This is a genomic window from Chloroflexus aurantiacus J-10-fl, from assembly GCF_000018865.1.
In the GTDB taxonomy this organism is placed as follows: domain Bacteria; phylum Chloroflexota; class Chloroflexia; order Chloroflexales; family Chloroflexaceae; genus Chloroflexus; species Chloroflexus aurantiacus.
Map to the genome: position 1 here is coordinate 4,155,745 of NC_010175.1, position 12,206 is coordinate 4,167,950.

Annotated in this window: 11 protein-coding genes; 8 read left to right on the forward strand and 3 right to left on the reverse strand. The window is 55.9% G+C overall.

Annotated elements, in window-relative coordinates; genetic code table 11:
- Positions 1 to 85 precede the first annotated feature (85 nt).
- Positions 86 to 3,643: a transcription-repair coupling factor gene (gene mfd, locus CAUR_RS16280; protein ID WP_012258948.1), complete on the forward strand. Its 3,558-nt coding sequence runs from the start codon at positions 86 to 88 to the stop codon at positions 3,641 to 3,643.
- Positions 3,644 to 3,668: 25 nt separating this feature from the next.
- Here mfd and CAUR_RS16285 read toward each other — a convergent pair whose 3' ends face one another.
- A complete protein-coding gene (locus CAUR_RS16285; RefSeq protein ID WP_012258949.1) occupies positions 3,669 to 4,754 on the reverse strand; it encodes a zinc ribbon domain-containing protein in 1,086 nt (361 codons plus the stop codon).
- Positions 4,755 to 4,982: 228 nt separating this feature from the next.
- Here CAUR_RS16285 and CAUR_RS16290 point away from each other — a divergent pair, with 228 nt between their 5' ends.
- From CAUR_RS16290 to CAUR_RS16315, 6 genes are all read left to right on the forward strand, one after another.
- On the forward strand, positions 4,983 to 5,630 hold the full coding sequence (locus tag CAUR_RS16290) for a DedA family protein (protein WP_012258950.1): 648 nt from the start codon (positions 4,983 to 4,985) through the stop codon (positions 5,628 to 5,630).
- 36 nt (positions 5,631 to 5,666) lie between these two features.
- Positions 5,667 to 6,974 (forward strand): sensor histidine kinase, encoded by a 1,308-nt coding sequence (locus tag CAUR_RS16295; RefSeq protein WP_242604947.1) that lies wholly within the window; start codon positions 5,667 to 5,669, stop codon positions 6,972 to 6,974.
- On the forward strand, positions 6,946 to 7,488 hold the full coding sequence (locus CAUR_RS16300) for an NUDIX hydrolase (protein WP_012258952.1): 543 nt from the start codon (positions 6,946 to 6,948) through the stop codon (positions 7,486 to 7,488). The genes CAUR_RS16295 and CAUR_RS16300 overlap by 29 nt, the downstream gene beginning before the upstream one ends.
- Before the next feature lie 83 nt (positions 7,489 to 7,571).
- Complete coding sequence (gene trmB, locus CAUR_RS16305; protein WP_012258953.1) at positions 7,572 to 8,246, forward strand: tRNA (guanine(46)-N(7))-methyltransferase TrmB; 675 nt, start codon at positions 7,572 to 7,574, stop codon at positions 8,244 to 8,246.
- Positions 8,247 to 8,557: 311 nt separating this feature from the next.
- Positions 8,558 to 8,845 carry a YkgJ family cysteine cluster protein gene (locus tag CAUR_RS16310; protein WP_242604948.1) on the forward strand — a complete coding sequence of 96 codons (288 nt, stop codon included), beginning with the start codon at positions 8,558 to 8,560 and terminating at the stop codon, positions 8,843 to 8,845.
- Between the two features lie 270 nt (positions 8,846 to 9,115).
- Positions 9,116 to 9,523 (forward strand): hypothetical protein, encoded by a 408-nt coding sequence (locus tag CAUR_RS16315; protein WP_012258955.1) that lies wholly within the window; start codon positions 9,116 to 9,118, stop codon positions 9,521 to 9,523.
- 116 nt (positions 9,524 to 9,639) lie between these two features.
- Here the strand turns inward: CAUR_RS16315 and CAUR_RS16320 are convergent, their stop codons facing one another.
- Positions 9,640 to 10,362: an LrgB family protein gene (locus CAUR_RS16320; RefSeq protein ID WP_012258956.1), complete on the reverse strand. Its 723-nt coding sequence runs from the start codon at positions 10,360 to 10,362 to the stop codon at positions 9,640 to 9,642.
- Between the two features lie 6 nt (positions 10,363 to 10,368).
- A complete protein-coding gene (locus CAUR_RS16325) occupies positions 10,369 to 10,710 on the reverse strand; it encodes a CidA/LrgA family protein (RefSeq protein WP_015909350.1) in 342 nt (113 codons plus the stop codon).
- Positions 10,711 to 10,821: 111 nt separating this feature from the next.
- Here CAUR_RS16325 and der point away from each other — a divergent pair, with 111 nt between their 5' ends.
- Positions 10,822 to 12,171, forward strand: a complete 1,350-nt coding sequence (gene der, locus CAUR_RS16330; RefSeq protein WP_012258958.1) for a ribosome biogenesis GTPase Der — start codon at positions 10,822 to 10,824, stop codon at positions 12,169 to 12,171.
- Positions 12,172 to 12,206: the final 35 nt, after the last annotated feature.

Here is a 12,206-nt window from a genome sequence, read left to right on the forward strand (position 1 = left end):
TCGTTTCTCGTGGTACTATACTAGAATGTAAATCTTTGCAACCGCCGGTACTCGGTCAGCGGTTCGTCGTGTGTTCAGGTTATCAATGGTAACACCATTGCCAGCAACATTCCATCAACTCGCAAGTGTTCAGGCACTCGGCAAAGTGTTGGCTGACCTGCCGGGCATTGCAGCGCTGGCAGCGTCGCTACGTCCTGGCTATCAAACGATTGCGCCAGTGCCGGCGGCAGCCCGTCCGGCATTGCTTGCTGCGCTGGCCTATCACCGCACGACCCCAACCCTCTACATCACTCTCAGTGCCGAGAGCGCGCTCCGTGCAGCCGACGATCTCCGGCAGTGGTTAGGGTCGGATCAGGTCTGGCTCTTCCCTCCCGCCGATGCATTGCCATACGAGCAGATGTCTCCCGGTCGCGATGTCCTTGCGCGACGACTGGCTGTGTTGCGTGGGTTGCAGACAGGGTCATTTTCCGGGGTGATTGTAACTTCGGTGAAGGCGCTGATGCAACCAACGTTGCCACCGTCTGATCTGGCGAACGCCACGATCCGGCTTCAGCGTGGGATGCAGGTGTCGATTGAGGAGACCGTTGTAACCCTGCTGGACAACGGCTATCAACGGGTGGCGATGGTCGAAGAGCCAGGTGAGCTGAGTCGGCGTGGCGCGATCCTTGATGTCTGGCCACCAGGTGATGAGCTACCGTTGCGCATTGAGTGGTTTGATGACGAGATCGACAGTCTGCGTCGGTTTGATCCGGCAACCCAGCGCAGCGAGCAGCGCCTGGAGCGGGCCGACATTGGTCCACCCCACGAAATTCCATTCTGGCGCCGTGATGAGGCACTGCGCCGGATTGATGCCCTTGATATGAGTCAGCTTCGTCGTGAAGTTCGCGATGAATGGGCTGTCGCTCGTGAACAACTCGCCGGTGGTCAGCGCTTTGAGGGGAGGGCCTTCTATGCCCCATTCTTCTACGATCAGACGGCGACCCTGCTGGATTACCTGCCACCGCAGAGCATGGTGGCTTTGGCGGAAGGTCATCTTCTTGCCCAACATGCCGATGAAATTGATGTGCAGGCCGCCGGCTATCGGGATCAATTGCTGGCGCTGGGTGAGTTGCCGCCTGACTTTCCACGCCCTTATCTGCGCTGGAGTGAGTTGCACTTGAAGGAATCCGCGAAGCTCGTCGTTGTTGATCTAAGCCACAACGAATATCCTGACGCTTTGCCCCCGTTGTCGTTTGGTGTTCCGCCGCTATACGGTGGGCAATTACGCCGCCTGATTGATACGGTTGTTGAGCAGGTACGGGGCGGAGAGCTGGTGGTCGCAGTTACGGCACAGGCGGCGCGCCTGCAAGAATTGGTGGGTGAGCGGTTGGCACAGGAAACAGTCAGTGGCCGTTTCGTGCCGATTCACGGCGGACTCGAAGCCGGTTTCACACTCGCCGATCTTCACCTGACCCTACTCACCGACAGCGAGATTTTTGGTGTGCGCCAGCGCCGGCCACTCGCCGAGCGTCGTCGTAAAACCGGTACGACTGATCGTGCTGCATTTCTGCGCACGTTAAAGCCGGGCGATTACGTAGTACATATCGAGCACGGTATTGCCATCTTCGACGGCATGATTCGTCGTACCGTCAGCGAAGTCGAGCGCGAATATCTGGTGCTTCGTTACGCTGGTGAAGACAAAATCTACGTGCCGGTTGATCAGATCGACCGGGTAACCCGCTATATCGGCGCTGGTGATGGCCCACCGACGCTGACCCGCCTCGGTACCCAGGACTGGGAGCGTACCAAGCGCAAAGTCCGGGCTGCGGTACAGGATTTGGCCGAAGAGCTGCTACGCCTCTATGCTCAGCGTCAGCTTAAATCCGGCTACGCCTTTTCCCCCGATAACGAATGGCAGCGTGAACTTGAAGCCAGTTTTCCCTATCTGGAAACCGATGATCAGCTCCGGGCAATTGCCGAGGTCAAGGCCGATATGGAGAAGCCAACGCCGATGGATCGCCTGGTGTGTGGTGATGTAGGCTTTGGCAAAACAGAAGTCGCCTTGCGTGCTGCCTTCAAAGCGGTTCAGGACGGAAAGCAAGTGGCTATTCTGGTGCCGACTACTGTACTGGCTCAGCAACATTTCGACACCTTCCGCAAGCGCATGGCGGCCTTTCCGGTGACGGTTGAAATGCTCTCGCGGTTTCGCTCGCCGAAAGAACAAGATGCAATTATCCGCGATCTGGCGCGGGGTAAGATCGACATCATTATCGGCACTCATCGGCTGCTCTCCAACGACGTTGTCTTTCGCAACCTTGGCCTGGTGATTATTGATGAGGAACAACGCTTTGGCGTCCGTCACAAAGAGCGCCTCAAGTTGATGCGCACCGAAGTGGATGTCTTAACCCTGACCGCCACTCCCATCCCGCGCACCTTGCATATGGCGTTGGCCGGTATTCGCGATCTGAGCGTGATTGATACGCCTCCCGAAGACCGTATCCCGATCAAGACCTACGTGGTGCCGACCGATGATCACCTTATCCAGGAGGTGATCCGGCGTGAACTCGAACGCGAAGGACAGGTGTACGTTGTCCACAATCGGGTGCAGAGCATCTATCACGTGGCCGAACGGTTGCGCCGGCTCGTACCGGAAGCCCGCATTGCGGTCGGCCATGGCCAGCTTGCCGAGCGCGAGCTGGAGCAGGTAATGATCGACTTCTTCGAGGGTCGCTATGATGTGTTGGTCTGTACCACGATTATCGAGAGTGGTCTCGATGTGCCGAATGCCAATACCATCATCATCGACGACGCGACCAATTACGGCCTGGCCCAGCTCTATCAGTTACGTGGTCGGGTCGGGCGCGGTGCAACCCGAGCCTATGCCTACCTGCTATACAATGCAGCCCGCGTTATGACCAACGACGCACGTTTGCGCCTGGAAGCGATTCAGGAAGCAACTGAACTCGGCGCCGGTTTTCGGATTGCCATGCGTGATCTGGAGATTCGCGGTGCCGGTAATCTCCTTGGTGCTGAACAGTCGGGCCACATTGCTGCCGTCGGTTTTGATCTCTACTCGCGGTTGTTGGAACAGGCTGTGCGAAAACTGAAGCAGGATGTGGATGAACTGGCAGAAACGGCGACCGATAGCTCGGTTACGCCGGCGGTGATGGCCGAGAGTCTGCGTGCGCCAAACGTGTCGGAACGTGTGCTGGTAGCGCCGCTGGTAACGATTGATCTGCCGCTTACTGCTTACCTGCCGCCCGACTACATCAGCGATGAAACTGTGCGGCTGGCCGTCTATCAACGTATGGTTGATGCAACCACCCTTGATGAAGTTCGTGGGTTGCGCCAGGAGCTGATCGACCGCTTTGGGGGGCCGTTACCCGAACCGGTGTTACACCTGATCCTGTGGTTACAGATTCGACTGCTGGCGTTGCAGGCCGGCGTGGCCTCGATTACGACAGAAGGCGATGTCTTCTTCATCCGGCTGTCAACACCGCTCGCTGCGGGCGTGCGCGAACGATTGCGCCGACGGTTTCCGCGTGATGCCGCGATTGCCTTTGGTCCGCAATCGATCCGTCTTGACCGCCGGCTCCTCGGATCGCAATGGCCTGAGCGACTCCTGGCAGTGGTAGAGTTACTGGCCGGCTACAGTGGCACCTGATACGCATTGATTACGGCCACCGTCTTTACACTGCGGCGAGCTGACCACGGCGAAAGACAACAATCACCCGGTCGAACTGATAGCGCTGCGCGGCGCCGTGAAAAATAACCCCGTCATAGGCGTACCGGTCAAGCCACCACTCAATCACGGCATCAGTCTCGATATCAAGCCCCAGCCCTGCTGCTTCGCGCTTTATCTGCTTTACCTGTCGTTTCCATTCACCCAACTCAATAGTGAGCGGATGTTCAACCCGAACGTGATACAGCGTAGGGCCGGGCACCAGCAGGCGTTGCCACCAGCTTCGTCGTTTCGTCGAATCGGTTGCGACCTCGGTCAGCACCAGTCCTCTGCCAGCCGGCGTGCGTTGCTGAACATTGCCCCCCACAAGGCGGTATGTTCCCTGCACAGCGCTACCGGCAAGCCAGTGCTTCATCTCGTCGGCAGACATCTGTCTAATGGTTTCACGAACATCTGACACCCGCAAGACGCGCGGTGGCGCCATAATTTGTATCTCCGGCAGCGGTTGATGCTGAATCACCTCACCATTCGCGTTACGCCACTCAGCACGGATTACCTGCATCGGTGGATCGCTTCCTTCACGGTAACGAAAACCGAGCCGACTTTTGCCCTCTTCGGACTCGGCAGTCGCCGCAATCGTGACGTGGAGCTGAATGCCGCCACCACAACCTGGGGCCGGAAACCAGACTCGTTCAGCAGTAAAGGTATGTGCCATACGTGAACCGGAGATGGCGTAGCGCTTTTCGCGGCGCCAGCCATTGCCGCTCAAGCCGCTCCATCCCCCAACAACCGCCCGTAATGGTGCGTAGATGGCTACAACATGCTGCGCACCGGGTGGTTCGTCGAGCACCCACATACCCGGCGGAATAGCTCCTGATGAGGGCAACCGGATGGTTCCACCGATCACGCTCTGTTCGACGCGGGCGTTCGGTAAGCGAACGGTCATGATACTGCCTGGAGAAGACGATGTTGCTTCCGGTGCCGGCAATGGCTGAAGCTGATGCCCACACTCGATACAAAAGCGCGGGTTGCCGTTGGGCAAGAGCGCACCACAGTTCGGGCAAAAGCGTGGTGAACGATGAACGCTATTCATACGGCCTCGTGAGCTGGTAGGGGTGTCAGACTACCTTTTATTATACTCGCCTATCGGGTTCTGGGCCGTCCATACGCATGAATAAACAAACGATGGTGTCAGGCAGCGATGACTGCATTATAAATAACGTCTCATCACCTTCCTGCCTACTTGACGCCAACCGATCCATCATCTACCATACCAGACAGCACAGCCTGGTGCGGAACGACAACTAAAACGGAGAATAGAATGGGTCGAATACTGGAACAACTCGGATTGTGGATTGAGAGTATTATTCTCGCCATCGGCTATCCTGGCATTACGCTGGTCATGCTCGCCGAAAACCTCTTTCCTCCTATCCCGTCTGAGCTGGTAATGCCGTTTGCCGGCTTCCTGGTAGGGCGCGGTGAGATGAACCTCTTTCTGGCTATTGCCGCGGGAACGCTCGGTTCAGTTCTGGGTGCAATTGTCCTCTACTACATTGGCATGCTGGCCGGTGAACCGCTGGTACGGCCCTTTTTCCGCCATTATGGCCGTTTCTTTCTGCTCTCCGAGCAAGACCTCGATAAAGCCCTTAATGCGTTTACCACCCATGGCGAGATTATCGTGTTGGGTGGCCGTGTGATCCCGATCATTCGCAGCCTGATTTCGTTGCCGGCTGGTATGAATCGCATGCCGCTGAGCCGGTTTTTGCTCTTTACCACCATTGGTTCGACGATCTGGACATCGCTGCTGACTATTGGCGGCGTCATTCTTGGCGCCAACTGGGAATTTGTAATTGAGATCGTTGATCAGTATCAGAAGCTGGTGCTGGTGGCACTGGCCATCGCTGTAGTAGTTTTCGTTGTGCAGCGACTCCGCGGTTTGCGCAAGCCGATGCTGCCCCAGAGTGAGTAACTGGCTGGCTTCGTCGTTATGAACCAGGATGATAGTTTGGTCACAGATCAGGAAGCCAGGTTGAACCAGCTCTCGCCCCTTACGGTTACTGAACGTGAGTTGTGTTGTACATTGGCTCCGCTGCTACCGACAGCAAAGTGGCTTGTGATTGGGCCAACGACCTGGACGATTGTCGATGGTGCTGCCCAACCAACCCCATTTTGGCCGTTGCCGACAACAGCGACGCCTCTGGGCGTCGCCTTTGCTACCGATGGAGCCGATAACCTTGATGGCTTCTGGATGCCGCTGACATCGCATGGGCGTACCGTTGGCGGTCTGATTCTGTTATCTGACACCTCAATATCGTCGTCGCTGATCAACCAGCTTGCCTTGCTGGTTGAAGGTATCTATGTCCGCCGAATGGCAATTCGCCAGGTTATCTGGCAACATTTGCTTGCTCAGATTAACGTGCGCTATGCTGCTGGTGAAGAGCGATTTGCATTACTGAGTGAAGTGTTATCGCGTAGCCTGGGGCTTGTCCCACAAGCAATGACAAAGGCGCAGGTGACCATTCCGTACACCTTTGAACATCAAGGGGAACCGTATGGGCGCTCACGACCATTTTGGCCTGACGAGGTGCACTTCATCGAGCTGGCGCTGGCAATTGCCCATCCGGCGGTTACTCGATCACGGGTGTTGGGTCTGGCAGCCGCCGGCATTGCCCACGATCTGAACAACCTGCTGACAGTGATTCTTGGTCGTGCCCAACTCCTCGAACTCGATGCAATTGACGAGCAGATCAGCGATCTGCAGATGATCGAAACCGCCGCTGAAACCGGCGCCGGCAGTGCCCGTCGTTTGCAACGGTTCGCCCAGCTTGATCACATTGCTGCACATCCGGTAGACCTGGCGACAGTTGCTTTCGCCGCTGTAGCAATGGCCCGGCGTGCACTCGCGCAACCGGATCATGTTCAGGTAGTCGTGAACCTGCCCGTTTTGCCATCGGTAGCCGGCGATGAGAGCCTGCTTCATACAGCGCTGACTGGTCTCATTGTCTCGGCTGCACAGGAATTGCCGGCTGGCAGTATCATCACAGTCAGTGGCGGTGCTGATGGCGATAACGCCTGGATCGAGGTTATCGATCCTGCGCTACCCCCAAACACCGATCTCCGGGCGTTGTCAGGCCAAACGCGCCGTGCCCACACACTGGAACTGGCAATTGCACGTCAGGTTGCCCGTGTTCACCATGGTCATTTACGGATTGAACCCGATCTGTCGGGAGGTACCCGTGTCCAGTTGATAATCCCGCGCTGGAAGCAAGAGAACGGAAGAGAATATGCAGGCCTGGAAACTCCGCAACCGTGAAATTGTATTGCATCAACCGCCATTTCTGACGGTTGAACGTCATCATATCGAATTACCTGATGGGCGTGACATTCCTAACTGGCAGTGGATCATTACGCCAGAATATGTGAATGTGGCAGCGATCACCGTTGACCAGCGGTTTGTCCTGTTTCGGCAAGAGAAGTATGCAGTGGAAGGGCTTTCATTGGCACCGGTAGGCGGCTATCTCGAACCTGGCGAGGATCCACTGCTGGCCGCCCAACGCGAATTACGGGAAGAGAGCGGCTACGTTGCATCGGAATGGGAATGTCTGGGGCGCTATGCGGTTGATGGCAACCGGGGTGCTGGAGTTGCGCACCTCTTCCTCGCCCGCCAGGCGACGTTTGTCGGCAAAGGCGAGAGCGATGATCTCGAAGCCCAAGAACTGGTGTTATTATCAATAGATGATGTGCAGCAGGCACTAGCCGCCGGTGAGTTTAAGGTACTGGCCTGGGCAACCGTCATCGCGCTGGCCCTGCTGCGTTTGCAGAGGTGATCACCAAAACAACATTCGGCTATCCCTAAAGGAATCACCTCCAACCCTATTTTCTATTTTCTACGTTCTATTTTCTAAATCCTATGGGAAGAGGTCGCTATCCAGCTCGCCTGTACGTTACTGCGCCACCACCTGAGATTGCGGCGCGCTACTATCGTTCGTGGCCGGCAAAAGAACTTTACCATACGCCGGAACACTTTCCACCCGTGAGCGCGGAGGGGTTGTTTGGCTACAATGCACCACTGACGCTCGAATTTGGCTGTGCAACTGGTGAGTACTTGTGTGCACTGGCAGCCGCCCAGCCATCCTCTTGCTTTGTGGGCATCGATATTGTTGCCAAGCCGCTCTACCGCGCCGTTGAGCGGGCCGTGGCAGGAAATCTCTCGAACATCCTGTTCATTCATGCCGATGCCCGGCTTATTTATCAGCGCATCCCTACTGCCGCATTGCACAGCATTATTCTCCACTTTCCACCACCACTCCTGCGTAATCGTCAGCGCAATCAGTTACTCGTTTCGCCGCAATTGCTGGAGTGTGCGGCGCGCACGCTCGTTCCTGGCGGCTATCTCAGCTTTCTCACCGATCATCCGGCCCTCTTCGCCTTGATGCAAGAACTCTTACCCGCCTTTCCTGCGCTGCGTGCCACACCGGCTTCGGTAGAGGAGCTGGCAGTCTTCGAGTCGCATTACCATCGCCGCTGGGCCGCTCGTGGCCGCACGATTAGCGGTCTACGGATCGAGCGGGTGATGGAGGACTAGGGGAGAGGAAATAGGAAATAGGAAATAGAAAATAGGGACGAGGAGTGAGGGAGGAGGGTAAGTTCTAGAGTTTGTAAAGCTGTCCCGTCGTAATGGCCTGGTGAATGTTGACAACGTACCTTAGACAGCATATGCTACTTTCAGATCGACCGAAAGGAATGGAGTAGCCTGTCGTCCATTTGCGCCTCAATGACACGCTGAATTAGCACCCTTCTACGTTCCGTGATGCGTGTGTCACGGTATTTGGGGTACGGCAGCCATGCTGCCGTAGCAGCCGTGCTTTGTAGCAGGCGCGTGTCACGCTGTTGACCATGCTGATCACGGGTAAGACGATGAGTATGGAGTGTCGAGTTGGTTGTGGCGCATGTTGCATTGCACCCTCAATCTCGTCGCCAATTCCTGGGATGCCGAACGGTAAACCGGCTGGTGTGCGCTGTGTGCAGTTAACTGCTGATAACCGGTGTGCCCTGTACGGCAAACCAGAACGTCCAGCGGTATGTGTGAGCCTGCGTCCACACCCCGATATGTGTGGCCGTAACGCTCAAGAGGCGCTGCGGCTACTGACGGCGCTCGAATTAATGACCCAACCTGAAAAATAACTGAAATGTTATCTGAATCGGTCGTAAGTTGCAACTCAATTGACCGAATTTGCGTTATTATTGCAGAGAAGAGATCGTGGCTACCCCCTCACATGGAAAGATTCTTGTAACAAAATTAGGGTATGATACATGTGAGGATCAGGTAGACGATCAACGCACACCGCAGTGCGCTCTACCGGGTCCAGGATTCTCTATGTATGGGTGTCGAGGCGGGCCGGAACCATACCAGCTACGGTAGACCGGATCGACATCCCAGGAAAGGAAGCCGCAGTGACTGACTTCGATCTGGAACGTTTGAGCATCCCTGAGCTCGAACGGCTGCGGGACGCAATTAATCAGCGCCTGCTCCAACTGCGTTACAGTACGCCGCGTTCGCTGCCAGAACTGTTACGCATGCTGGAGGAGGTCAAGATTATCCTGAGTGATCAGGGTAAGGAATGGCGTTCGCTCGAGCGCTGGCAATGGATGGACGGTCAGATTCGCTTCTGGCTCAACCCTGCCGATCAGGTACGTTATCGAGCAGGATGGTATACAATCGAAGAGCTAATCCTCTGGTCGCAGGATCGTGGTCCAGTGCTCGTTCCACAAGAAGAGGAAGAGGAAGATCTCGAAGGATGGACGGAGATCAATGGTGTTCGCATTCGCTGGTTGCCTGACGGTACGATGGAGCGCCAGTGATCGAGCAGCCTGACATTGCCTGTCCCGAAGCCGTCCATTAGGTTTGCTGCAAGAGCGCAGCGACGGTACAATTCAATACTGTGCGCTGCGCTCAGATGGAAATCTTTGTCAATCTTCTAAAGCCCCAGCCAGTGCGTAAGCACCGGTGCCAGCAATGATGTCATTGCGCCATTAAGCCCCATTGCCAGGCCAGCCAGCGCACCGGCTTCGCTGCTGAATTGCAACGACCGCGCAGTACCGAGGCCGTGTGAGGCCAGGCCAAGTGCGAAGCCACGTTCACCATCGTCGCGAACTCCGGCCAGACCCAGCAACTCCCAGCCCAGGAGCGCCCCTACCATCCCGGTGACGATCACGATCACTGCTGTCAGCGATGGCAGTCCACCCAACTGCTCGGCGATGCCCATTGCAATTGGGGTTGTGATCGATTTGGGAGCTAATGAACGTAGAGTTACGTCTGATAAACCGAAAAGCCTTCCGCTCAATACTGCCGCCGCAATCCCGGTTGCCGAGCCAACGACCAGCCCGGTCAGGGCCGGCCAGAAGATTCTGCGTAGCGTTCGTTCCGCTTCGTAGAGCGGGATCGCCAGTGCAACTGTTGCCGGCCCCAGCAGAAAGTGAACGAATTGCGCCCCGTCAAAATAGGTTGCGTAGGGAGTATTGGTCAGTAGCAGGATACTTACTATCGTTACAATTGACAACAAAACTGGATTCAACAACGGGGATGAGCCGAGGCGACGGCTGATTACTGTCATCAGGCGATAGACGGCAATCGTTGCCGTTAGCCAGAGCAATGGGGTTTGAGCGAGGTAGACCCAGATTGAAAAGATTCGTTCATCCATGATGGTCTAACCCTTTCGATTGCGCAGAAGGCGAATGGTCAAACCGGTTACTAACAGCGTTACCATCGTTGAGACAACAATCGCTGCCAGCAGTGGCGCCCCCTCGCGACTGAGTAATGGCAGATGGACGATCACGCCTACACCGGCAGGGACAAACAGTAGCGGCAGATGGGCCAGGATGTTATGAGCAGTTGTTTCAAGCGGTGCTGGCACCTTGCCTTGCCAGCGTAATACGGTGAATAAGAGGAGCATACCGACAACTGGGCCGGGAACCGGTAAATTAAGCGCGCGACTCACGATTTCGCCGATAAGCTGGCAAAGCAACAGTCCCAAAATGGCATCAACCACGACGGATACCTCCCTTCTACGACAACAATCGCAAACCCTGACCACTTCGTTTGCGATCCCTACTATAATAGAAGGCAGAGGACGCACCCATACTGGCGTCCAGGAGGAGTTATGACAAAACCGATTGTGGCCATTGTTGGCCGCCCAAACGTTGGTAAATCGACATTTTTCAACCGCTTAATTGGCGAGCGGCGCGCGATTGTCGAGGACCTGCCCGGCACGACGCGCGACCGTCTCTATGGTGATACCTTTTGGAATGGGCGCGAGTTCACCGTCGTCGATACGGCAGGTGTCCTCTTCGGTGGTGAAGATCCGAACCTGCCCGAAGCCGAGATTGCCCGTCGTACCCGTGCTCAGGCTGAACACGCGATTGCTGAGGCAGACGCGATCATCTTTATTGTTGACGGTCGTGACGGTCTGACTGCCGCTGATTCTGATGTTGCCGACGTGTTACGCACCACGTCGAAACCGGTTGTGCTGGCCGTCAACAAGTGTGACAGTCAGGAACGCATGCTCGATGCGGTTGAGTTTTATGCGCTCAATCTTGGCGAACCGATCCCGATGAGCGCATTTCATGGCCTGGGAACGGGGGATGTGCTCGACCGCCTGACCGAGTATCTGCCGCCAAAGACCTTTACCCAAGAGGAAGAGCGCCATCTACGGATTGCGATTGTCGGTCGACCAAATGTAGGCAAGTCTTCGCTGCTGAACCGTCTGCTCGGTCAAGAGCGCAGCGTCGTAAGCTCGATTCCAGGTACTACACGCGATCCTATCGATACCACCATTACCTATCACGGTGAACCGATTACACTGATCGATACTGCCGGTATTCGGCGGGCCGGAAAGATCGAGCGTGGTATTGAGAAATATAGCGTGCTGCGCACATTGCGGGCAATTGAACGATGCGACGTAGCGCTGCTGCTGATCGATGCGACTGAAGGGGTAACAGCCCAGGATACCCACATTGCCGGTATGGTGGTTGAGGCCAAGAAAGGCTTGATCCTGGTCGTCAATAAGTGGGACGCCATTGAGAAAGACTCGCATACCTACTACGCATTCCAGGATCAGGTTCGCGAGGCATTTAAGTTTGTCGATTATGCACCGATTGTTTTTGTGTCGGCATTGACCGGTCAGCGCGTCTCGCACCTGCTCGACTATGCGCGTGAAGTGTATGTCCAGCGGCAGAAGCGAGTGCCGACCAGCGAGCTGAACAACTTCTTGCGGGAAGTGATGTTGCAACAGCCACCGATGGCGGTCAAGAAGGGAGCACATCTGCGCCTGTACTATGCAGTGCAACCACAAACCGAGCCGCCGGTTTTTCTCTTCTTTGCCAACGATGGTGAGTTAGTCCACTGGTCGTATGCTCGCTACCTCGAAAATCGTTTGCGCGAACGTTATGGTTTTCAGGGCACGCCAATCGTGATCGTGTTCCGTTCGCGTGAACGAAAAGAGGAACGTTGAACGTTGTTTCTATAGGCTTGTATCCGCTCATGATC